29 protein-coding genes are annotated in these 23,646 nt (G+C 38.3%); 28 read left to right on the plus strand and 1 reads right to left on the minus strand.

The window, feature by feature from the left end; translation table 11 throughout:
* Nucleotides 1-273 precede the first annotated feature (273 nt).
* Nucleotides 274-789, minus strand: a complete 516-nt coding sequence (locus tag HMPREF2767_RS06725; RefSeq protein WP_070457048.1) for a DUF2529 family protein — start codon at nt 787-789, stop codon at nt 274-276.
* A gap of 114 nt (nt 790-903) precedes the next feature.
* On the opposite strand from HMPREF2767_RS06725, the gene fsa reads away from it, so the two are divergent.
* From fsa to HMPREF2767_RS08920, 28 genes are all read left to right on the plus strand, one after another.
* Complete coding sequence (gene fsa, locus HMPREF2767_RS06730) at nt 904-1,545, plus strand: fructose-6-phosphate aldolase (protein ID WP_068128575.1); 642 nt, start codon at nt 904-906, stop codon at nt 1,543-1,545.
* 26 nt (nt 1,546-1,571) lie between these two features.
* Complete coding sequence (locus tag HMPREF2767_RS06735) at nt 1,572-2,831, plus strand: UDP-N-acetylglucosamine 1-carboxyvinyltransferase (RefSeq protein WP_070623354.1); 1,260 nt, start codon at nt 1,572-1,574, stop codon at nt 2,829-2,831.
* 81 nt (nt 2,832-2,912) lie between these two features.
* Nucleotides 2,913-3,881, plus strand: coding sequence for a class II fructose-bisphosphatase (glpX, locus tag HMPREF2767_RS06740; RefSeq protein WP_040928312.1), 969 nt, complete (start codon nt 2,913-2,915; stop codon nt 3,879-3,881).
* A gap of 167 nt (nt 3,882-4,048) precedes the next feature.
* Nucleotides 4,049-5,341: a transcription termination factor Rho gene (rho, locus tag HMPREF2767_RS06745; protein WP_068128769.1), complete on the plus strand. Its 1,293-nt coding sequence runs from the start codon at nt 4,049-4,051 to the stop codon at nt 5,339-5,341.
* A 112-nt stretch (nt 5,342-5,453) separates the two neighbouring features.
* Nucleotides 5,454-5,678 carry a 50S ribosomal protein L31 gene (rpmE, locus tag HMPREF2767_RS06750; protein WP_040928311.1) on the plus strand — a complete coding sequence of 75 codons (225 nt, stop codon included), beginning with the start codon at nt 5,454-5,456 and terminating at the stop codon, nt 5,676-5,678.
* A 120-nt stretch (nt 5,679-5,798) separates the two neighbouring features.
* On the plus strand, nt 5,799-6,878 hold the full coding sequence (prfA, locus tag HMPREF2767_RS06755; protein WP_068128570.1) for a peptide chain release factor 1: 1,080 nt from the start codon (nt 5,799-5,801) through the stop codon (nt 6,876-6,878).
* Nucleotides 6,865-7,704, plus strand: a complete 840-nt coding sequence (prmC, locus tag HMPREF2767_RS06760; protein WP_070623357.1) for a peptide chain release factor N(5)-glutamine methyltransferase — start codon at nt 6,865-6,867, stop codon at nt 7,702-7,704. The genes prfA and prmC overlap by 14 nt, the downstream gene beginning before the upstream one ends.
* Nucleotides 7,704-8,759, plus strand: a complete 1,056-nt coding sequence (locus HMPREF2767_RS06765; RefSeq protein ID WP_068128566.1) for an L-threonylcarbamoyladenylate synthase — start codon at nt 7,704-7,706, stop codon at nt 8,757-8,759. Before prmC ends, HMPREF2767_RS06765 begins: the two co-directional genes overlap by 1 nt.
* 4 nt (nt 8,760-8,763) lie before the next feature.
* Complete coding sequence (locus HMPREF2767_RS06770; RefSeq protein ID WP_070457041.1) at nt 8,764-9,162, plus strand: arsenate reductase/protein-tyrosine-phosphatase family protein; 399 nt, start codon at nt 8,764-8,766, stop codon at nt 9,160-9,162.
* Nucleotides 9,163-9,223: 61 nt separating this feature from the next.
* On the plus strand, nt 9,224-9,652 hold the full coding sequence (rpiB, locus tag HMPREF2767_RS06775) for a ribose 5-phosphate isomerase B (RefSeq protein WP_070623360.1): 429 nt from the start codon (nt 9,224-9,226) through the stop codon (nt 9,650-9,652).
* The gene (locus HMPREF2767_RS06780; protein ID WP_070623363.1) at nt 9,621-10,175 is read left to right on the plus strand and encodes a TIGR01440 family protein; all 555 of its coding nucleotides are present in this window, start codon (nt 9,621-9,623) and stop codon (nt 10,173-10,175) included. Before rpiB ends, HMPREF2767_RS06780 begins: the two co-directional genes overlap by 32 nt.
* A gap of 41 nt (nt 10,176-10,216) precedes the next feature.
* Nucleotides 10,217-11,458 carry a serine hydroxymethyltransferase gene (gene glyA, locus HMPREF2767_RS06785; RefSeq protein WP_040928304.1) on the plus strand — a complete coding sequence of 414 codons (1,242 nt, stop codon included), beginning with the start codon at nt 10,217-10,219 and terminating at the stop codon, nt 11,456-11,458.
* 11 nt (nt 11,459-11,469) lie between these two features.
* Nucleotides 11,470-12,099, plus strand: a complete 630-nt coding sequence (gene upp / locus HMPREF2767_RS06790; RefSeq protein ID WP_068128559.1) for a uracil phosphoribosyltransferase — start codon at nt 11,470-11,472, stop codon at nt 12,097-12,099.
* A 14-nt stretch (nt 12,100-12,113) separates the two neighbouring features.
* Nucleotides 12,114-13,250, plus strand: coding sequence for a non-hydrolyzing UDP-N-acetylglucosamine 2-epimerase (wecB, locus tag HMPREF2767_RS06795; RefSeq protein WP_070623366.1), 1,137 nt, complete (start codon nt 12,114-12,116; stop codon nt 13,248-13,250).
* Between the two features lie 112 nt (nt 13,251-13,362).
* A complete protein-coding gene (locus tag HMPREF2767_RS06800; RefSeq protein WP_070623369.1) occupies nt 13,363-13,716 on the plus strand; it encodes an ATP synthase subunit I in 354 nt (117 codons plus the stop codon).
* Nucleotides 13,717-13,729: 13 nt separating this feature from the next.
* Complete coding sequence (atpB, locus tag HMPREF2767_RS06805) at nt 13,730-14,461, plus strand: F0F1 ATP synthase subunit A (RefSeq protein WP_040928300.1); 732 nt, start codon at nt 13,730-13,732, stop codon at nt 14,459-14,461.
* Between the two features lie 48 nt (nt 14,462-14,509).
* Nucleotides 14,510-14,725: a F0F1 ATP synthase subunit C gene (gene atpE / locus HMPREF2767_RS06810; RefSeq protein ID WP_040928299.1), complete on the plus strand. Its 216-nt coding sequence runs from the start codon at nt 14,510-14,512 to the stop codon at nt 14,723-14,725.
* An 85-nt stretch (nt 14,726-14,810) separates the two neighbouring features.
* Nucleotides 14,811-15,329: a F0F1 ATP synthase subunit B gene (locus HMPREF2767_RS06815; protein ID WP_052327239.1), complete on the plus strand. Its 519-nt coding sequence runs from the start codon at nt 14,811-14,813 to the stop codon at nt 15,327-15,329.
* Entirely contained in the window at nt 15,329-15,868 is a 540-nt protein-coding gene (gene atpH, locus HMPREF2767_RS06820; RefSeq protein WP_068128554.1) for an ATP synthase F1 subunit delta, read from the plus strand. The genes HMPREF2767_RS06815 and atpH overlap by 1 nt, the downstream gene beginning before the upstream one ends.
* 14 nt (nt 15,869-15,882) lie before the next feature.
* Complete coding sequence (atpA, locus tag HMPREF2767_RS06825; RefSeq protein ID WP_068128552.1) at nt 15,883-17,391, plus strand: F0F1 ATP synthase subunit alpha; 1,509 nt, start codon at nt 15,883-15,885, stop codon at nt 17,389-17,391.
* A 35-nt stretch (nt 17,392-17,426) separates the two neighbouring features.
* A complete protein-coding gene (gene atpG, locus HMPREF2767_RS06830) occupies nt 17,427-18,299 on the plus strand; it encodes an ATP synthase F1 subunit gamma (protein WP_070457035.1) in 873 nt (290 codons plus the stop codon).
* 21 nt (nt 18,300-18,320) lie between these two features.
* On the plus strand, nt 18,321-19,739 hold the full coding sequence (atpD, locus tag HMPREF2767_RS06835; RefSeq protein WP_068128550.1) for a F0F1 ATP synthase subunit beta: 1,419 nt from the start codon (nt 18,321-18,323) through the stop codon (nt 19,737-19,739).
* A gap of 18 nt (nt 19,740-19,757) precedes the next feature.
* Complete coding sequence (locus HMPREF2767_RS06840; protein WP_070623372.1) at nt 19,758-20,165, plus strand: F0F1 ATP synthase subunit epsilon; 408 nt, start codon at nt 19,758-19,760, stop codon at nt 20,163-20,165.
* 47 nt (nt 20,166-20,212) lie between these two features.
* Nucleotides 20,213-20,443 (plus strand): DUF1146 domain-containing protein, encoded by a 231-nt coding sequence (locus HMPREF2767_RS06845; protein WP_068128547.1) that lies wholly within the window; start codon nt 20,213-20,215, stop codon nt 20,441-20,443.
* A gap of 64 nt (nt 20,444-20,507) precedes the next feature.
* Nucleotides 20,508-21,785, plus strand: coding sequence for a UDP-N-acetylglucosamine 1-carboxyvinyltransferase (murA, locus tag HMPREF2767_RS06850; RefSeq protein WP_070623375.1), 1,278 nt, complete (start codon nt 20,508-20,510; stop codon nt 21,783-21,785).
* 14 nt (nt 21,786-21,799) lie between these two features.
* On the plus strand, nt 21,800-21,985 hold the full coding sequence (locus HMPREF2767_RS06855) for a DNA-directed RNA polymerase subunit beta (RefSeq protein ID WP_040928291.1): 186 nt from the start codon (nt 21,800-21,802) through the stop codon (nt 21,983-21,985).
* Between the two features lie 4 nt (nt 21,986-21,989).
* Entirely contained in the window at nt 21,990-22,424 is a 435-nt protein-coding gene (fabZ, locus tag HMPREF2767_RS06860; RefSeq protein WP_040928290.1) for a 3-hydroxyacyl-ACP dehydratase FabZ, read from the plus strand.
* A 478-nt stretch (nt 22,425-22,902) separates the two neighbouring features.
* On the plus strand, nt 22,903-23,559 hold the full coding sequence (locus HMPREF2767_RS08920; RefSeq protein WP_070457029.1) for a transglycosylase family protein: 657 nt from the start codon (nt 22,903-22,905) through the stop codon (nt 23,557-23,559).
* Nucleotides 23,560-23,646: the final 87 nt, after the last annotated feature.

Genomic DNA, 23,646 nt, shown 5'->3' on the forward strand with positions numbered 1-23,646 from the left:
ATCTCATAAGAGACTTTGTCTACAGCCTGAAACGGCGTGCAGTGCACGCCGTTTTTTGCTTTGTGGTTGCTTTTTGTTAAAATAACGCCACTGTTGTTAACGCAAAACGGATTTGCGTGAAATAGTTTTTCATCATTTAACACAAAAGCGATTTGCGTCAAATCAGTCCTGCATACGTTAACGCAAATGCTCTAATCGTTAAATTAACGAAGCACCTTTTAACGCAAAACGGATTTGCGTCAAATAGTGACTCAAAGCCTAAGTAAAACTATCCTATTCATACTTCGGATTCGTCATTTCTTCGATGAGAATATATAAATGATAATAGATGAATAAAAACGCCGTGCCATATGGGTTTAACACACGATCAAAGTCCGGCATCGGTACGAGTTTTCGCTTCGATGATAAATCGATGAAGTGATGCTTTTCTTCGAGTTCCGCTTTATTATCTTTATTTGTATTTGAAACTAAGACGTAGTCGATAAACTCGTCGTCGAGTTGATCGACGAATGCTTTTACTTCTTCTGTATATTCTTTTGTGATGATTAATAGACGGTCTGGTGTTGTGATATCTTCGATGGAATGGAACGGTTGAATCGATGGGATACGTTCGTCATTGTGTAAAAAATAATCTTCAAAAAATGTGGCTTCGTTAAATGTCTTTAATAATATGTTCCCTTCAGACATCGTTGCTTGAGCGAGTAATCGTGCAGCGATTTCTATTTCTTCTTCTTGATTTTCTATCGTGTTAAACACATTTGTCATTTGTGTATGTAGTATTTTATCCATAGTAACTCCTTTAGTTATATCGTTTAATATATCGTATCATGATGAATTCGTTGAAGAGAGAGAAATACTTATTTATAATGACAGTATATATGTGAAAAGGGGAACATAAAAGAGATGAAATATTTTATTGATACAGCGAATATGAATGAAATAGAAGAAATATATAAATGGGGCGTATTAAGTGGTGTAACGACAAATCCATCACTTGTCGCTAAAGAAAAAGATATATCGTTTCACGATCGTTTAGTTGAGATTTGTGAACTTGTCGATGGGCCTGTGAGCGGTGAAGTTATTTCACTAGAAGCTGAAGGTATGATCGAAGAAGGTCGCGAACTTGCTAAACTACATAAACATATCGTCGTTAAAATTCCGATGTGTGCTGAAGGTATGAAAGCTGTAAAAGTGTTATCTGAAGAAGGCATCAAAACGAACGTGACGTTAATTTTCAATACGGTACAAGCGTTAACAGCAGCGCGTGCTGGTGCGACGTATGTGTCACCGTTTATCGGTCGTTTAGACGACATCGGTTTAGACGGATTACAGCTAATTGAAGATATTCATGATATCTTTTTCATCCACGATATTAACACAGAGATTATCGCCGCTTCGATTCGTAACGAAGGACATGTACACGGTGCTGCATTAAGAGGTGCGGACATCGCAACGATTCCATTTAAAGTGCTTAAAAAGTTAACGGATCATCCTTTAACAGATAAAGGAATCGAGCAATTTTTACAAGACTGGAATAACCAGTAAACCGAAGACACACAGGAGTGGAAGACATGGAACAAGTCATTCAAATAAACGGGGGTCACACACTTTCTGGTGAAGTGTATGTGAGCGGTGCTAAAAACAGTGCCGTCGCACTCATTCCAGCTACATTAATGGCGAGTAGCGGTGAAGTGACGTTAAAAGGACTGCCGGATATTTCTGACGTGAAAACGTTAGTAAGTATACTAGAAGATTTAAATATAAAAACGAAGTTATCAAATCATACACTTACAGTCGATGCGGAAGATGCTGTTAACGTTCCACTAGCAGATGAAAAAGTAGAATTATTACGTGCATCATACTATATGATGGGCGCGATGCTTGGACGCTTTAAAAAAGTAGTCATTGGTCAACCAGGAGGATGCCATTTAGGCCCGAGACCAATCGATCAACATATCAAAGGGTTTGAAGCACTCGGAGCGACAGTTAAAAATGAGCACGGTGCACTGCACATCGAAGCAGAAGAACTCGTCGGTACAAAAATTTTCTTTGATATCGTGAGTGTCGGAGCGACGATTAACGTAATGCTCGCAGCGACGATGGCAAAAGGGCGTACAATTTTAGAAAACGTTGCGAGAGAACCAGAGATTATCGATGTGGCAACACTGTTAAATAAAATGGGCGCAAACATTCGCGGAGCTGGGACAGAGACGATTCGTATCGAAGGTGTTGGGCATTTAAATGGTGCGGCCCATACGATTATCCCGGACCGAATCGAAGCAGGATCATATATTTCACTCGCTGCCACAATTGGAGATGAAGTGAAAGTTAGAAACGTGATTCCAGAACATTTAGACGCGTTGTTTTCTAAACTAGAAGAAGCGGGTGTTGAACTTGAAATAGACGATGACGACGTCATCGTGAGACGTCCTAAAGCATATAAAGCTATAGAAATTAAAACTCAAGCATATCCAGGATTTGCGACAGATTTACAACAACCGATTACACCATTATTATTTTTAGCTGAAGATACGAGTAAAATTACTGAAACCATTTATCCAGCACGTTTTAGACATATCGACGAACTACGCCGTATGAATGCGCACGTTGAAAATAGAGGCGGTTCTGTATTTATTCATCCTTCAAAATTAAATGGTGCAGACGTATATGCATCGGATTTACGTGCAGGATTTTGCTTAGTCGTTGCTGGTCTATTGGCAGAGGGGACGACGAGAATTCATAATGTTCACCATATCATGCGCGGGTATTCAAATATTATCAAAAAATTACAGCAACTAGGTGCACATATTGAATTGATAAATAGAGAGTAAAATTACTCTCTATTTTATTTTAAACTGTTTATAATGGTGTGTTATAATTATCTATGATAAAAACCGAGGGGGAAACTATAGATGGAACGTAGTTTATCAATGGAATTAGTAAGAGTCACAGAAGCTGCAGCACTTGAAAGTGCAAAATGGGTCGGTAAAGGGTTAAAAAACGAAGCGGATGACGCTGCAACGACAGCCATGCGCCACGTATTTGATACGATCCCAATGAACGGAACTGTTGTGATTGGAGAAGGCGAAATGGACGAAGCACCGATGTTATATATTGGTGAAGAGTTAGGAACAAAAGAAGGTCCAGATATTGATATCGCAGTAGACCCTCTCGAAGGTACGACAATCGTTGCTGAAGGTGGCTGGAATGCATTAACAGTTATTGCAATCGCAGACCGCGGTAATTTACTGCACGCACCAGACATGTACATGGACAAAATCGCAGTCGGTCCTGAAGCAAAAGGTCACGTCGATTTAGATGCGTCAGTAACAGAAAACGTTAAAGCAGTCGCAAAAGCAAAAAATAAATCAATCGAAGAAGTAACAGTTACATTACTTAAAAGAGATCGTAACCAACACATTATCGATGAAGTGCGTGAATTAGGTGCGCGTATAAAATTCGTTGAAAACGGAGACGTTGCAGCAGCAATTAACACTTGCTTTGACTACACTGGTGTCGATATTTTATTCGGTTCAGGTGGTGCACCAGAAGGTGTAATTGCAGCAGTTGGTATCAAAGCACTTGGCGGAGACTTCCAAGGACGTCTTATGCCTAAAGACGCTGAAGAAGAAGCACGTTGTAAATCGATGGGTGTCGATCCAAAAGAGAAGCTTCTATTAGAAGACTTAGTAAAAGGAGACGACGCAATCTTCGCTGCAACGGCAGTGACAGATGGTGAGTTAATGAAAGGTGTGCAGTTTAAAGGGGACTACGTAAATACGTCTAGCCTTGTCATGCGCGCTAAATCAGGAACAGTTCGTTTCATCGAAGGTAAACACTCAATGAAGAAAAAACCTAAAATGGTCGTTGAAGATAATTAATCGTTATATTTTTAAAGTCTAGGATATTTTATCTTAGACTTTTTTATTCGTTTTAATTTATGAGAATGTTACTGTATAATAATGACTGACTTAATAGGCAACAGTGAATTTTTAAATAGAAGAGAGTGTAACATATGTCAGAAGAAACTGAAAAAGTACATGAAGGCATGAAATATGAAACGTTTGACGCGTTATATAAAAATAATACGACGAAAGATTTAACAGCGAGAGCGAAAAGTTTAAACGTTCAAAACTATAGTAAATTAAACAAAAAAGAACTTGTTTTAGCAATATTAGAAGCTGAGATGGAACAAGATGGTAACTATTACATGGAAGGTATTTTAGATGATATCCAACCGGATGGTTACGGCTTTTTAAGAACGGTAAACTATTCTAAAGGTGAAAAAGACATCTACATTTCTGCGTCACAAATTCGTCGCTTCGAATTAAAAAAAGGTGACAAAGTTACTGGTAAAGTTAGAAAACCAAAAGACAAAGAAAATTATTACGGATTACTACAAGTCGACTTCGTAAACGATAATAACGCTGAAGAAATTAAAAAACGTCCTCACTTCCAAGCGTTAACTCCACTTTATCCTGATACAAAAATTACGTTAGAAACGAATTCAAAAGATTATTCGACGAGAATTATGGATTTAATTACGCCGATTGGATATGGACAGCGTGGTTTAATCGTCGCGCCACCTAAAGCAGGTAAAACATCGATGTTAAAAGAAATTGCTACTGCGATTACTAAAAATTCTCCAGATGCAAAGCTTTTTATTCTCTTAATTGGTGAACGTCCAGAAGAGGTTACGGATATCGAGCGCTCTGTAGAAGAAGCTGAAGTCGTGTACTCGACGTTTGACGAGCATCCACAACATCACGTTAAAGTTGCAGAACTATTACTTGAGCGTTGTAAGCGTCTCGTTGAAATGGGCGAGGACGTAATCGTATTAATGGACTCTATCACGCGACTTGCACGTGCGTATAACTTAGTCGTGCCGCCTTCAGGGCGTACGTTATCTGGTGGACTAGACCCTGCGTCACTATTTAAACCAAAAGCATTTTTTGGTGCAGCGAGAAATATTGAAGCGGGTGGAAGTTTAACGATATTAGCAACCGCACTTGTTGATACGGGTTCAAGAATGGATGATATGATCTACGAAGAGTTTAAAGGTACAGGTAACATGGAGTTACACTTAGATCGTAATTTAGCAGAACGTAGAATTTATCCGGCGATTGATATTAAACGTTCAAGCACGCGCCGTGAAGACTTATTATTAGAACAAAAAGAGCTTGAAGTTTTATGGCAACTTAGAAACTTATTTACAGATAAGCATGACTTTACAGAGCGTTTTATTAAGACGATTAAAGAAACGAAATCAAACGAAGACTTCTTTGAAGTACTACGTAAAAAGATGATTGAATCTAGCAGAACTGGAAAACCGTTTATGTAAATTGTAGTGTTGATTTTTTGAAACCATCCGTGTATAATATTTTAAGTATTAGAAAAGGGAAAACCCGAAATAACTCTGTTCCAGATGGTTCAGGGCAAAGGAGATGTGTTTTATGAAACAAGATATTCATCCAGCATATCACAGAGTAAATGTTATCTGTGGTTCATGTGGTACTGAATTTGAAACAGGCTCAACTTTAGAAGAAGACATTAAAGTAGAAGTGTGCTCTAACTGTCACCCATTCTACACTGGACGTCAACGTTTCGCAGCTGCGGACGGACGCGTAGAGCGCTTCAACAAGAAATTTGGTTTCAAATCTCAAAACAACGAAGAGTAATCGATATAAGAGCTACACAGATACGTTCTGTGTAGCTCTTTTTTTGTACCGTAAATAACAAGGTAATGTACATAATTTATGATATAATTAACAAGAATCTAGAAGAAAAGGACGAAGGATATGTTTGATCAACTCGATATATTAGAAGATAGATACGAACAACTCAATGAACTGCTCAGTGATCCAGATGTAACTAGTAATCCGGATAAGTTAAGAGAGTATTCAAAAGAGCAAAGTGATTTATCAGAAAAAGTAGAAGTGTATAGAGAATATAAATCACATAAAGAAACGATTGCCGAGTCTAAAGAAATGTTAGAAGAGTCAGACGACCCGGAAATGAATGAATTACTAAAAGAAGAAATCAAAGAATCTGAAGCGTTACTTCCTGAGCTTGAAGAAAAACTTAAATTTTTACTCATTCCAAAAGACCCGAACGACGACAAAAACGTTGTTATGGAAATTCGCGGGGCAGCAGGTGGAGACGAAGCACAAATTTTTGCTGGAGATTTATTCCGTATGTATTCACGCTATGCAGAAACGCAAGGTTGGAAAATCGATGTCGTCGATAAAAGTGCTTCTGACCAAGGTGGGTTTAAAGAAATTAGCTTCGTAATTAACGGTCACGGTGCGTATTCAAAACTAAAATTTGAAAACGGCGCACACCGTGTTCAGCGTGTCCCTGAAACAGAATCAGGTGGTCGTATTCATACGTCAACAGCAACAGTTGCGGTTTTACCAGAAGTTGAAGAAGTTGAAGTAGAAATTCGTAACGAAGACTTAAAAATCGATACGTACCGCTCAAGTGGTGCAGGTGGTCAGCACGTTAACACGACAGACTCTGCCGTACGTATTACGCACTTACCGACAGGTTTAGTCGTAACGTCACAAGATGAAAAATCACAAATCAAAAACAGAGAAAGCGCAATGAAAGTTATGCGCTCTAGAATTTACGACATGATGCAACAAGAAGCACAAGATGAATACAGTGAAAAGCGTAAACTCGCAGTTGGTACTGGTGACCGTTCAGAACGTATTCGTACGTATAACTATCCGCAAAACCGTGTGACAGATCACCGTATCGGTTTAACGATTAATAAACTCGATCAAATTATCGATGGTAACTTAGATGAAGTACTAGACTCACTCATGATTGAAGACCAAAAATCTCGATTAGAAGAGTTAAACAATGCCGAGTTTTAATATTGCTCTAAAAGAAGCGAAAAAATTATTGTCTGCAGCACGTAAAGAAACGCGCGCTGCAGACATATTATTAGACGATTTATTTTCAATGGATACGCTCAGTCTAATTTTAAACGGTCATAATGAAATGACGGATGATGATTACAAGCGATATATGAACGGTGTACAACGACTGTTAAACGATGAACCTGTTCAATATATTACGAACATACAATATTTTTACGGAAGAAATTTTTACGTGAACAACGATACGTTAATCCCAAGAAATGAAACAGAAGAGCTCGTCATGCACGTATTAAAAAACACCGACTCAGACGTCGTTGCGGACATTGGGACGGGTACCGGAGCAATTGGTATTACACTCAAATTAGAACGTCCTGAATTAGACGTATACATATCTGACATTTCTAAAGATGCTTTAGAAGTCGCGAAGAAGAATAAAGAAAATCTTGAAGCCGACGTTAAAATTTTAAACGGTGATCTATTTGAACCGTTCATCGAACAGGGGATTAAAGTCGACATACTCGTATCAAATCCACCGTACATTAGTGAAGACGAACTTGAAGATATGTCATTATCTGTAAAGAAATATGAACCAAAGATCGCGCTCTTCGCTGAAGAACAGGGTCTGTATTTTTATCGTAAAATGATAGAGTCGTTAGACGAAATCTTAAATGACGGTGGGAAAGCTTTTTTTGAAATTGGTTGGAAAGAAAAAAAGGACGTGCTTGCTCTTGTTGACACATATTGGCCGAACGCTAAGCGCGAAGTTATTCAAGATATAAATGGTAATGACCGCATTTTATATATAGAGTGGGTGAAGTAATGAATACAAAAGTATGGGAAATCACATCTGAAGACGTTAACGCACCACTTACAGAGGAAACGATTGAAAAGTTGGACGAAATCAAACTAGCATTTGAATACGGAGAAATCATCGCTATTCCAACAGAAACAGTATATGGTCTCGGTGCAAATGCAAAAGATCCAGAAGCGATTATTAAAATTTTCCAAGCGAAAAACCGGCCTGGAGATAATCCATTAATCGTCCATGTACATAGCTACGAGCAAGTTGAATCGTTCACGTCTTATATCGATGATAAAGTAAAAAAACTCATGGATACGTTTTGGCCTGGACCGATTTCTTTTATCTTACCTTTAAAAGATGGGGTCATCGCTTCAAATACAGTCGCTGAAATGGATAGTGTCGCAGTAAGAATGCCGTCTCATCCAGTTGCACGAAAGATTTTAGAGTACACAAATATACCTATCGCTGCACCAAGTGCGAATTTAAGCGGCAAACCATCTCCGACAGATGCAGAACACGTGATTCACGACTTAAACGGTAGAATATTTGGTGTAGTCGTATCTGAAAAATCTGAGATTGGACTAGAAAGTACAGTGTTAGACTGCACACAGTTTCCATATAAAGTCGCACGTCCAGGACACATATCAATCGAAGAGTTACAAGACGTATTAAAAGAAGAGATTTTAGAACATAAAGATACGATGGAACGACCGATTTCTCCTGGCATGAAGTACAAACACTACGCACCACGTCAGCCGATGAGTGTCGTTGAAGGCGGCATTAACTCGAACACGAGACTTCGTGTACCTGAAGGTATAAAAAAGAATAAAGTTGGAGTCATCGCGCCAGAAACTGTCCGCCAATACATCGACAAAGACATGCAGTTTACGAGTCTTTGCAGAGACGAAGAAAGTTACCGTGAAGCGGCTAAGAATTTATATGCCGCACTTAGACATATGGACGCGTCGGATGTTGAAATCATCTATATATATGGATTTAAGCAAAATAGTGAAACTGAAGCGCTGATGAACCGTATTTATAAAGCGACAGGCAGTACTATTATTAAAGGGTGATTGCATGATTATATTTGTATGTACAGGTAATACGTGCCGAAGTCCACTTGCAGAAAGTTACGCTAAAACAGTGACGGACAGAGAAGTTGAGTCGAGAGGTTTATTTGTTACGTCCAATCAAGTCAGTCCGTATAGTGAGGAGATTATACAAAGAGAAAATTATTCGCCTTCTACGCTACCAGAGCAGTTGACTCATGAGGACACGCTCGACAATACGCTACTCGTCATGACAAAAAGTCATTATATACAAGTAAAAATGTTAAATGAGGATGCGGATGTTCATCTTTTAAGTGAGTATGTAGGTGAAAGTGGAGACGTCCTCGATCCATTTGGCGGTAATATGGATGATTACACACGTGTGTTTCATCAGATGAAACATTATATCGATAAAATAAACTGGTAATAACGAATGATTTTGAAACTGCATTTTAAGAATGTATAATAATATTTAGGAGATGATTTCAATGAAAGTGATTATCGGTTCAGACCACGGTGGATTCAACTTAAAATCAGCCATTGTACAGCATTTAGAAGATAAAGGAATCGACGTTAAAGACGTTGGACCATTCGATACAGATTCTGTCGATTACCCAGATTATGCAAAACCGGTTGCTGAAGCTGTTCAAGACAGCGAATACGACCGCGGTATTTTAGTATGTGGAACAGGTATCGGAATGAATATCGCAGCGAATAAACATAAAGGTATTCGGGCAGCACTCGTTCACGACACGTTTTCTGCACACGCTACACGAGAGCACAACAATTCAAATATTTTATGTATGGGTGAACGTGTAATCGGAACTGGATTAGCGTTAGATATCGTTGATATTTGGTTAGAAACTGAATTTGAAGGTGGTAGACATGAGCGTAGAATTGAAAAAATTGAACAGTGAGCTTACAACGCTCATTCAAGAGTTAGAAGACGCTGATTTTTTCTTTTCAAATGCCTCACTCGTCATCGGATGTTCAACATCTGAAGTACAAGGAGAACATATCGGTGAACATAGTTCGATGGAAGTTGCGGAAGTGATTTTCAAAGCATTCGAACCCGTCGTTGAACGATATGATATGGATGTGTTTTTCCAAGGGTGTGAACATATTAACCGTGCACTGACTACTACTAAAAAAGCAGTCGAAAGAAATCATTTACAATCACAAATTGTAACTGTCGTTCCTGACAGAAGTGCAGGTGGAAGTTTAAGTGAATATGCGTTTAATCATTTAAAGGATAGTGTCGTAGTCGAGCACGTCGATGTCGATTTAGGCATCGATATCGGGCAAACACTAATTGGTATGCATATTAAACACGTACAAGTTCCTGTTCGAGTGAAATTGAAAACGCTCGGAGAAGCACAACTTACAATTGCGAAATCTCGTCCGAAATTAATCGGCGGGGAACGCGCGCATTATAACTAAATGAATTAATAAAATTTATATATTAAGGAGAGTTATCAAACATGTCTTACATTAAACAATCAGATGAAGCACTATACGAAGCGATTCAAAAGGAATTCGACCGTCAAAATGAAAATATTGAGCTAATCGCATCAGAAAACTTTGTATCAGAAGCGGTATTAGAAGCTCAAGGAAGCGTGTTAACGAACAAATACGCTGAAGGTTACCCAGGCAAACGTTACTACGGAGGATGTGAGTACGTAGACGTTGCTGAAGATCTAGCACGTGAACGTCTAAAAGAAATCTTCGGTGCAGAACACGCAAACGTACAACCACACTCTGGATCACAAGCGAACATGGCAGTGTACTTCTCGGTGTTAAACCCTGGAGATACGATTTTAGGTATGAACTTATCTGACGGTGGTCACTTAACGCACGGTGCACCGGTAAACTTTAGTGGTAAATTATTTAACATCGTAAGTTACGGTGTATCTAAAGAAGATGAAGCAATTGACTACGATGAGTTACGTGAAATTGCGATTAAAGAACAACCTAAACTTATCATCGCTGGTGGTAGTGCATACGCGTTACAAATCGACTTTAAAAAGTTCAGAGAAATCGCAGATGAAGTCGGTGCGTACTTAATGGTAGACATGGCTCACATTGCTGGTTTAGTTGCAGCTGGTCTACATCCAAACCCAGTTGAGTACGCAGACTTTGTAACTTCAACAACACATAAAACATTACGTGGACCACGTGGTGGAATTATTTTAACTAAAAAAGAACATGCGAGAAAGATCGATTCAAACATCTTCCCTGGTATTCAAGGTGGACCGTTAATGCACGTAATTGCAGCAAAAGCTGTTGCATTTAAAGAAGCATTACAACCTGAATTTAAAGCATACCAAGAGCAAGTGATTAAAAACGCAAAAGTACTTGCAGAAAAATTACAAGAGAACGGTTTAAGAATCGTTTCAGGACGTACTGAAAACCACTTAGTGTTAGTAGATACAAAAGTATTCGGCTTAACAGGTAAACAAGCAGAAGAAGCGTTAGATAAAGTTGGTATTACAACAAATAAAAATACTATCCCATTCGAAACAGAATCACCATTTGTAACGAGTGGTTTACGTATGGGAACACCTGCGATGACAACACGCGGATTTAAAGAAGCGGAAATGGAAGAAGTTGCAGACATTATCATTGAAACATTAACAAAAGAAAAGAACGGAGAAAGCTTAGACGGAATTCACGACAGAGTCGTTCAGTTAACTAGTAAATATCCGTTATATGACCACAAATAGGGAGAGAGACTATGACAAAAGTACGCGTAATGGATCATCCATTAATTCAGCATAAACTCGGATATATCCGAGACAAACACACGTCGACAAAAGAGTTTAGAGAACTCGTCGACGAAGTCGGAATGCTTATGGCATATGAGGTAACGAGAGAATTATCTCTAGAAGACGTTACTGTTGAAACGCCAATCGGTCCGACTACAGCAAAACGTTTAAGCGGGAAAAAGATTTGTCTCGTACCAATTTTACGTGCTGGTTTAGGAATGACTGAAGGAATCCATAAGCTTATTCCATCTGCGCGCGTTGGCCATATCGGTTTATACCGTGACCCAGAAACGCTTGAAGCGGTGGAATACTATGCAAAGTTTCCAAGTGATATTGAGGAAAGAGATATTTTAGTCATTGACCCGATGCTCGCTACAGGTGCAAGTGCTGTTGAAGCAATTACTGCGATTAAAAAACGTGGTGCAACTAAACTGACATTCATCTGTTTAATTGCGGCACCTGAAGGTGTAAAAGCTTTAGAAGAAGCACATCCAGATGTGGATATTTACATCGGTGCATTAGATGACTCACTCGATGAAAATAGTTATATCGTTCCAGGACTTGGAGACGCAGGAGACCGTCTATTCGGAACGAAATAATAAGGGGTAATCGTATGAAAAAGCGAATTATGGTCGTTTTTGGTACTCGACCAGAAGCGATTAAAATGGCTCCACTTGTGAATGCATTAAAAGAGTCAAAGCATCTAGAACCGGTTGTTGTCGTAACCGCACAACACCGCGAAATGTTAGATCAAGTACTCAATGCATTTAACATTACTCCAGACTATGACTTAAATGTGATGAGAGCAGAACAGACGCTCTCTCACATTACAAGTCAAGTATTAAAAGAGATGGAGTCGATTATACAAAAAGAAACTCCTAATATGGTTCTCGTCCACGGTGATACGACGACGACGTTTTCTGCTGCACTGGCAGCTTTTTATCAGAAAGTAAGTATCGGTCATGTCGAAGCAGGTTTACGTACGTATAATAAATTTGCGCCGTACCCTGAAGAGTTAAATCGACAATTGACGACGCGTTTGGCGGATTTGCATTTTGCACCGACTTTACGTGCAAAAGATAATTTACTTAAAGAACAAGTCGATGAAAGTACAATTTTTGTGACGGGTAATACAGTGATAGATGCTTTAAATACAACGGTAGATCCAAATTATAACAGTAAATTATTATCTCAATATAAAGATAAGAGAGTAATTCTACTTACAGCACATCGTAGAGAAAACTTAGGCGAGCCGATGATTCAAATATTTAAAGCGATGAAACATATTGCTGATACACACCGCGACGTTGTGATTGTATACCCTGTTCATAAAAATCCGAAAATACGCGAACTTGCACAACGATATTTAACACACGACCGTATCGAGTTAATTGAACCGTTAGATGTAATGGATTTTCATAACTTTGCTGCGGCAAGTGAAATTATTCTCACAGATTCTGGCGGCATACAAGAAGAAGCACCATCGCTAAATAAACCTGTACTCGTTTTAAGAGATGTCACAGAACGCCCAGAGGGTGTAGAGAGTGGTGTGCTTAAAATTGTTGGGACAGATTTTGAGAAAATCGTCACTGAAACAAATAGATTACTAAATAACCGAGAAATTTATGATGAAATGACTCAGTTAAAAAATCCATATGGTGATGGACAAGCGAGTCATCGAATCGTCGATATTATTTCACATTATTATGGTTTTATATTAGAAAAACCATCAGATTTTATGAACTCATAATATGTTATTAAAATAACAATAAATGCGTTGACACTTAGGCATGTAATAGGTACACTTTATAAGTGTGCAAACAATACATATATGCCTAAATCACACTTGAGGAAAATGTAAAATGACACTTTTTAAAGGATTTATGAACTTTTTTGCGAAGGCTTTTATTATCATCTTTGTTATAGAGTTCTTGTCATTATTCTTTTTTGATCGAATAATTGTCCAAAGTTTAGTCGTTGGAACAATTATCTCTGTATTTATGGCATTAAGTTGGTATTCCAACTACTATAAAGCATTGCACAGTCAGCAACGAATGACTACAACAGGAACTGTTACGCGTGTAATACTCGTGTTATTAGCGTGCATTATCTGGTATAAATTTCAGGCTGAATTAAATATTATTGCGATTACTGTCGGTTTAATGTCGACTTACGTAATTATATTTGTGAATGCAGTAAGACATTTTAGAAAATGAAAGAGGTGAAGAAATGGATCACGGAACTCCGACTTATGAAGTGAACATCGGTGGCATTCCAATCGTTTTTGATTTAGCAACATGCTTTATGATTGTTGTCACGTGTTTAGTCGTGTTTTTCTTAATGTTTTTCCTTACAAGAAACTTAGCGATTAAGCCAACAGGTAAACCTCAACTCTTTGTTGAATGGCTAATGAACTTTGTTAAGGGCATTATTTCAAGTAACATTGCTTGGCGTGAAGGTGCACGCTTTCACTTCTTTGCGCTTACATTAATTTCATTTATTTTCATGGCAAACTTTATCGGTATACCATTTACCTTTGTTTCGCCTGAGAATAACCTTTGGTGGAAATCACCAACAGCAGATCCAACTGTTACGTTAACACTTGCAGGTCTTATGATTGTCTTAACACACTACTATGGTGTGAAGATGAAAGGTATCAAAGAATACGCTAAAGACTACGCACGTCCAGTTTGGTTCTTAGTACCAATTAAAATTCTTGAGGAATTTACGTATAACTTAACACTTGGTTTACGTTTATACGGGAACATTTACGCCGGAGAAATCCTATTAACATTACTACTTGGTCTCGTAACGACTGGTGGAGTTTTAGGATTCGTTGGTGGTATCGTACCGATGATGGTATGGCAAGGATTTAAAACATTTATAGGTGCTTTACAAGCATTTATTTTCATCATGTTATCAATGGTATATCTCGCACATAAAATGCAAGATGACCATTAATATAAAAAATAAAAAAATAAACAAACATAATTTAGGAGGAAGTTTTTTATGGCTTTATTAGCAGCAGGTATCGCAGCTGGTCTTGCAGGACTTGGCGGTGCGTTAGGAATTGGTTTAGTTGTTTCAAAAACAGTTGAAGGTGTTGCGCGTCAACCAGAATCTCGTAGTTCATTAATGACAATCATGTTCATCGGTGTTGGGGTAGTTGAGGCGACTCCAATTATCGCGATTGTAATTGCATTCTTATTAATGTTCGCACTATAGATAATTAGAGGCGAAGTCTGTCTAGATTTCGCCGTTTCTTTTGTAACCTTAAGTATTGTGAACTTTCTTGAAAGGAGTGTACATAGTGGAACTATTAATATTAGGCGCTGCACCGTCGTCAATCCCAACGGCTTTTGGTACAGGTCTCGTTTTACTCGGGAGCTTCTTAGTACTACTTTTTGCTCTTTCATATTTCGTATGGGAACCAGTTAAAAAAGTAATGGACGACCGTGAAAAGTTAATTCACGACGACATCGAGAGCGCTGAAATTGCAAAACGAGAAGCAGAAGCGCTTCGTAAAAAGAACGAGGAAATTTTATCTCAAACTCAAGCTGAAGTTAGTGAAATGTTTGAAAAATCTCGTGAAGAAGCGAAAGTACAACAGCAGTCAATTATTGACGAAGCAACAATAAATGCGAAAAGACTTATGTCTGATGCACAAAAAGATATTGAGCAAGAAAAAGAAAAAGCAGTACGTGAAATCAACGACCAAGTCGCTGAATTATCTGTTTTAATTGCTCAAAAAGTGATTGAAAAAGAATTGTCTCCACAAGATCAAAAAGATCTCATTGACAAGTACCTACAGGAAGCAGGGGATAGATAATGAGTTTAGCTAAACAGTATGCAAATGCCCTGTTTGACGTAGTAATTAAACATGACCAACTTGAAGAAGCACGCTTAGATTTAAACGAAGTATCTAAAGTGGTTTCAACAGTTGATGATATTAACGAGTTTTTAATCAACCCGAAAATATCTAAAGAAACAAAATTAACGACGATTCGTGACAGCTTCAAAGGAACGAATGAGTATGTATTTAATATGTTACTCGTACTCACTGAGAAGAAACAATTTTCAATTGTGTCACGTATTCACGAAGAATTTACACATCTGTACAATGAACATTACAATCAGGCGAAAGTTATCGTGGAATCTGTTTACGAATTAGAAGATGAACAAGTAGCTAAAATTGAAGAAATCTTCAAAGCGAAAACAGGTTATGACAAATTGCTGATTGAAAACAAAATAAACGAATCTTTAATCGGTGGATTTAGAGTACTCATTGGTTCTAAAGTTTATGATGAATCAGTTGTACTTCAATTAAGAAAAATTAAAGACCGTTTTAAAACAACGAAAAATATTTAAGGAGTGAAATTTCTATGGCAATCAAGGCTGAAGAAATTAGTGCTCTTCTCAGAAGTCAAATAGAAAACTATGAAGCTGACATGGAAGTCTCAGATGTCGGTACAGTTACTGAAGTCGGTGACGGTATCGCAGTTGCTCATGGTTTAAACGATGCGATGGCAGGAGAGTTACTTGAGTTCTCTAACGGTGTGTTAGGATTAGCTCAAAACCTTGAAGAAGACGAAGTTGGTATCGTTATTCTTGGACCATATTATGATATTAAAGAAGGCGACGAAGTTAAACGTACTGGGAAAATCATGGAAGTACCAGTAGGTGAAGAACTTATCGGTCGTGTTGTAAACCCACTTGGACAACCAATCGACGGTAAAGGTCCAATTAGTACAACAAAAACTCGTCCTGTAGAAAGTCCAGCTACAGGAGTTATGGATCGTAAATCAGTATTCGAACCATTACAAACAGGAATTAAAGCGATTGACGCTTTAGTACCAATCGGACGTGGTCAACGTGAGTTAATTATCGGTGACCGTCAAACTGGTAAAACGACACTTGCAATCGACACGATTTTAAACCAAAAAAACGAAGATATGATTTGTATCTACGTAGCAATCGGTCAAAAAGAATCTACAGTACGTTCTACTGTTGAAACATTCCGTAAGCACGGTGCATTAGACTACACAATCGTAGTAAGTGCAGGTGCATCTGACCCAGCTCCATTATTATACATCGCGCCATACGCGGGTGTATCTATGGGTGAGGAGTTCATGTTCAACGGAAAACACGTATTAATCGTATACGATGACTTAACAAAACAAGCACAGGCTTATCGTGAAATGTCATTACTATTACGTCGTCCACCAGGCCGTGAAGCCTTCCCAGGGGACGTATTCTACCTACACAGTCGTTTACTTGAGCGTGCAGCGAAATTAAATGACGATTTAGGTGGCGGTTCGATCACTGCGTTACCATTCGTTGAAACGCAAGCAGGAGACATCTCTGCATTCGTACCGACAAACGTAATCTCGATTACAGACGGTCAGATTTTCTTACAGTCTGACTTATTCTTCTCTGGTGTGCGTCCAGCGATCAACGCGGGGCTTTCAGTATCTCGTGTAGGTGGTTCAGCACAAATTAAAGCGATGAAGAAAGTTGCGGGTACACTTCGTTTAGACTTAGCTGCTTACCGTGAGTTAGAAGCATTCGCTCAGTTCGGTTCTGATTTAGATAAAGCAACAGCTGCTAAATTAGAGCGTGGTAAACGTACAGTTGAAGTACTTAAGCAAGGTGAAAACCAACCACTACCTGTCGAAGAGCAAGTAGTAATTCTCTACGCATTAGTAAACGGTTATTTAGATGATGTTGCAGTACAAGATATTACAAGATTCGAAAGTGAATTCTTAGAGTGGCTAAGTGCAAACAACAAAGAATTATTAAACGGTATCCGTGAAACATCAGAGCTTCCAGATCACGAAGCATTCGATGCAGCAATTAACGGATTCAAAAAGTTATTTAACAGCAGTAAATAATAAATAACACTATTTATATAAAGGATGGTGAAATCATGGCTTCATTAAGGGAGATAAAAGGTCGTATTAACTCAACTGAAAAGATGAGTCAGTTAACGAGTGCGATGAACATGGTCGCGAACTCAAAACTCGGTCGTTCAGAACAAAACACTAAAAACTTCCGTCCGTATATGGACCGAATGGAAGAAACAATCCAAGCAATTGGAGCAGGTGGAAACAACGTTCACCCGATGCTAACTGCACGTCCTGTTAAGCGTGTTGGCTATATCGTAATCTCAAGTGATACAGGTAAAGCAGGTCCATACAACGCAAACGTTATTAAAGCAATAACAACTGAAATCAATGAACGCCATAACGGTAACCAAGACGAAATTTCACTTATGGTTCTCGGTAAAATGGGATACGACGTACTTAGATTACGTGGCTATAAGATAGATGACTACCGTCTAGGGTTACCAGATCAGCCATCATTTTCGGATGTGAAAAAAATAGCGGCGGCAGCAATTCGTCAATATGAAGATGAAGAAATCGATGAGCTTCATATTATCTATAACGAATTCATCTCTATCCTCGAGCAAAAAGTAACTGTAAGACAGTTACTTCCAATGTCAGAAGATGATATAGAAACGAAAAATGAGTACACTCATCTCGCTTCTTATGAATTCGAACCAGATAAAGAAACGATTTTAAAAGAATTATTACCACAATACGCTGAAGCTATTATTTACGGTGCTTTACTTGAAGCAAAAACAAGTGAGCATGCTGCTCGTATGACAGCGATGAAAGCTGCTACGGACAACGCAAACGAATTGATTGGTGAGTTAACATTGTCTTACAACAGACTAAGACAAGCAGCGATTACACAAGAAATCACAGAAATTGTAAGTGGTGCACAAGCACAAGAATAATAATTTATAGGAGGAACTCAAATGGCTTTAGGACACGTGGTCCAAGTTATGGGACCTGTTGTAGATGTGCGTTTTGAAGAAGGTCAATTACCTGAGTTAATGAACGCACTTACAATAGATCATAAAGGTGAAACTGAAGAAGATTCAATTGCACTTACTTTAGAAGTTGCGCTTCACCGTGGAGACAACACAGTAAGAACAATTGCGATGAGTTCTACAGATGGTATTCAGCGTGGTATGGAAGTAGTAAACACTGGTCAACCTATTTCAGTACCTGTAGGTAATGCCACTTTAGGACGTGTATTCAACGTTTTAGGTGAAACGATTGACCTAAAAGGTCAGATTCCTGAATCTGAACTCAGAAACCCAATTCACCGAGACGCTCCAGAATTTGAGGATCTGTCAGTAGCGACAGAGATTTTAGAAACTGGTATTAAAGTAGTAGACTTATTAGCACCTTACACTAAAGGTGGTAAAATCGGGTTATTCGGTGGTGCCGGAGTAGGTAAAACTGTATTAATCCAAGAATTAATTCATAACATCGCTCAAGAGCACGGTGGTATTTCGGTATTCGCTGGTGTTGGTGAGCGTACGCGTGAAGGAAACGACTTATACTTTGAAATGTCTGACTCAGGCGTAATCGATAAAACAGCGATGGTATTCGGACAAATGAACGAGCCACCTGGTGCACGTATGCGTGTTGCATTAACAGGATTAACGATGGCTGAATACTTCCGTGATGTGGAAGGTCAAGACGTGTTACTATTCATCGACAACATCTTCCGTTTCACACAAGCAGGTTCAGAGGTATCAGCACTTCTTGGACGTATTCCATCTGCCGTTGGTTACCAACCGACACTTTCAACTGAGATGGGTCAGCTTCAAGAACGTATTACATCAACGAACAAAGGATCAGTAACGTCAATTCAAGCGGTATTCGTACCGGCCGATGACTACACTGACCCAGCGCCAGCTCAAACGTTCGCACACTTAGACGCGACGACAAACTTAGAGCGTAAAATTTCAGAGATGGGTATTTACCCAGCGGTAGACCCACTTGCATCAACGTCACGTGCGTTATCTCCAGCAGTTGTTGGTGAAGAGCACTACAACGTTGCACGTGAAGTTCAAGCAACTTTACAAAAATATAGTGAATTACAAGACATCATTGCAATCTTAGGTATGGATGAGTTATCAGAAGAAGATAAGGAAGTCGTAGCACGTGCACGTCGTATCCAGTTCTTCTTAAGTCAAAACTTCCACGTTGCAGAACAATTCACAGGTCAAAAAGGTTCGTACGTACCAGTTGAACAAACTGTTGAAGACTTCAAAGCAATCTTAGCAGGTAAATACGACCACGTACCAGAAGACGCGTTCAGACTTGTTGGTGATATGACACAAGTTCTTGAAAAAGCGCGTGAGATGGGTGCAGAAGTTTAATAACAGGAGGTTAGTTATATGAGTACAATTGCATTAGATGTAGTTACTCCTAACGGTTCTGTTTTTACTGATGATAACTGCGAAATTGTCATCTTGGAATCAACGCAAGGTGAACTTGGGGTCATGGCAGGTCACGTCCCAACACTGACACCTTTAAAGATTGGTAGTGTAAAAGCTAAAATCGATGGTCAATTCGAATATTTAGCAATTACTGATGGATTTGCAGAAATCCGTGGCGACAAAGTTACAGTATTAACTCAAGCTGCAGAATTCGCGGATGATATCGATACTGATCGTGCACTAGCTGCACGTAAGAGAGCAGAAGAGCTTCTAAAACGTGCGCATGAAGAAGAAATCGATGAAGTGCGTGCAGAACTTGCATTCCAAAGAGCAATTAACCGTTTGAATATTGCACAATTTAAATAAACAAAAAGTCTAAGGGAAACCTTAGACTTTTTTTAAGGGGTTTTTAAATGTTTTTATCTCAAATCGCATTGATGAAAATTATATTACATATCGCATGTTCTATTTTTGCATTTTATATTTTAGACTGTTTAAAAGTAGATATGATCTTTAAAAAAGGTCATACTGCTAAAATAAGAATGTTTTACATATTGCTCGCGATTCTTCTAGGGACGAGTATGTCGAATTTTATCATTGATATTTTTGTAGAAACACAAAACCTACAACTACTATTTAGCTAAATACTTTACACTATAAATAGAAGTCTATAGAATTAAATTAATGAGAAATATGTGGAGTGAGAATATGGATAGAATTATTGTTAAGGGTGGACGAAAGCTCGCTGGAAGTGTAAAAATAGAAGGCGCTAAAAACGCAGTTCTGCCTATTTTAGCTGCGTCTCTCTTAGCATCAGAAGGAGAATCGGTAATTACTAATGTTCCAAAATTATCAGATTGTAAAACATTAGTTGAACTACTTCGTATTTTAAATGCAGATGTTAAAATCGAAAGAGATAAAGTATACGTAGACGCAAGTTCAGATTTATCGGTATCAGCACCTTATGAATTAGTGAGCAAAATGAGAGCTTCTATGCTCGTTATGGGACCACTACTTGGTCGTTACGGTAAATGTGAAGTTGCGATGCCCGGCGGCTGTGCAATTGGTAGTAGACCAATTGAACAACATTTAAAAGGTTTTGAAAAAATGGGTGCCACGTTTACAACGTTAGATGGTTTCATTGAAGGTAGAGTAGATGGACGTCTTAAAGGTGCTAAAATACATCTAGATTTTCCAAGTGTCGGTGCCACACAAAACTTAATGATGGGTGCAGCACTTGCCGATGGTGTCACTCATATTGAAAATGCTGCAATGGAACCAGAGATTGTCGATTTACAAAACTATATTAACCGTATGGGTGGTAAAGTAACTGGAGCAGGAACTGGACATATTAAAATTACAGGTGTCGATCAGTTATACGGCACAAAGCATCAAGTCATTCCTGACCGTATTGAAGCAGGCACATTTATGATAGCTGCTGCGATTACGAGAAGTGATATTTTAATTCAAAATATCGTCATTGAGCACTTAAGTGCAGTCGTATCTAAATTAGAAGAAATTGGTGTTCAAATTATTGAAGATGGGGATAATGTCCGTGTAAATGCATCGGAACCGTTAAAGCCAACAGACATTAAAACATTACCACATCCCGGATTCCCGACAGATATGCAAAGTCAGATGATGGCATTACTATTAACGATTGACGGTACGAGTATCGTTACTGAAACTATTTTTGAAAATCGCTTCATGCACGTCAGAGAATTTAATACGATGAATGCAGATATTTCACTGCAAGATAATCATGCTGTAATCCACGGTGGTAAAGAACTTCATGGTGCTCGTGTAAAAGCGACAGATCTACGTGCAGCAGCTGCTCTTATATTAGCAGGACTTGTTGCTGAAGGAGAAACGACGGTTACAGAGCTTCGTCATTTAGACAGAGGATATGTAGATTTTCATAAAAAATTAAAAGCTCTCGGGGCAGATATCGAGCGCGTTACAGAAGCTGAACTCGAACACGTTTAATTTAGAGGTGAGTTATGAAAGAGACATCTAAAATTGTACATCGAAAAATTCCGATGATTGTACGTATACTACTCTATTTATACATCGCAATTTTACTCGTCGTCATCGGTCTAATGATTGGATATGGCATATTAGGGAACCCGTTTGAAGTGTTTAGAATTGAAACGTGGCAGCATATAAAAGATCTAATGAGAGGATAAAGATATGTTAACTTATGACCAAATTAAAGCGATTATTCCGCATCGCCCACCATTTTTATTAATCGATCGTATCGTTGAAATTACCCCAGGTGAAAAATGTGTCGGTATTAAACAAGTGTCTGGAAACGAACCATTCTTCCAAGGACACTTCCCTGAATACGCAGTGATGCCTGGAGTGTTAATCGTAGAAGCACTCGCACAAACTGGTGCAGTTGCTTTATTACAAGAAGAACAATTTAAAGGGAAACTTGCATTTTTTGCAGGTATCGATAAGTGTCGCTTTAAACACCAAGTGACACCTGGAGATACTTTAGAATTAACAGTAGAAATTACACGTGTTAAAGGGCCGATTGGTAAAGGTAAAGCTGTTGCCAAAGTCGGAGACAAAGTAGCATGTCAATGTGAAATTACATTTGCAATCGGAGATCCAGCTGAGTAAAGCTGGATCTTTTTTTATACTAACTTTGATGAAAAAACGACGTATTTTAAAAAACTGTACGAAATTAAGACTTAAAATTTAAAAATTACAGAGGATCACTCTATAAATTTAAAAAATTGAGATTTGTTGAAAATAATATTTGGTTGTATATTGTGTTTAAGAAAGGAGACACATACATTTCTAGTTCAAATATGAATGGACTAATTCTCTCAAACTTGTCTGATAAAGCTGTAAACTAAATTTTTTAAGATTCTTTTCATACTCACACACTCACTCGCCTTAAGATTTCTACGCTGCGTAAGAGAAATCTTAAGGCGTTTTTTATGTTATCTGACAACGTTAATGATAGACATCTGATTGTAATGTTTTTGTAAAAATAAAGTAAAAGCTTTATATAGCTGTAACCTATGAAATGCTTTAATTTGTTAGTATTGTATCTAGTTGAATAAAGAGACAATATTTTGGGGGCATATATATAATGAAACGTACAATTTTTGCATTAGGATCAGTTGCGATATTAGCGAGTGGTATGGGACTTTCAACGCATGCTAAGGCAGATGAACCAACTGCAAAATCAAACGAAATAGTTGCTGAAATCGCACAAGAATATAAATCATCAGTTCAATCATTTACAGCTGAGAAAAAAGTAGAAAAAGAAATTGCACTTAAAGAAGAACTAAAAGCAAGCGAATTAAAAGCTGAGAAAAAAGCTAAGAAGAAAGCTAAAGACAAAGCAAAAGAAGAAAAAAGCGTTGAAGTAGCATATGAAGATACTAAAACGAATGAAACGAATGAAACAAACTATAACAACGAACAAGAAGAGACATATGAAGAAACATATGATGATACATATGACAATTCTAACGCGCATGCATCAGCACCAGTTCAACAAGCGTCTAACGATGGTTTAAACTGGGCAGGACTTGCAGCGTGTGAATCTGGTGGAAATCCAAACATTGTAGATGCATCAGGAACATATCACGGCCTATATCAATTTGACGCTGGTACATGGCAAGCAATGGGTGGAACAGGTGTTGCATCACAAGCTTCTGCTGAAGAACAAACGATGCGTGCACAAATGTTATACGCTCAACGTGGTGCACAACCTTGGCCAACATGTGGTGCTTACTTATAATTACTTGACCGATTAAGATTATTCTTAATCGGTTTTTTATTTTAAATAAAAACGCGGAAGATTTTATAATCAACCTAGCCACTTAAA

It is taken from the genome of Nosocomiicoccus sp. HMSC067E10 (assembly GCF_001810835.1).
Lineage (GTDB): Bacteria > Bacillota > Bacilli > Staphylococcales > Salinicoccaceae > Nosocomiicoccus > Nosocomiicoccus ampullae_A.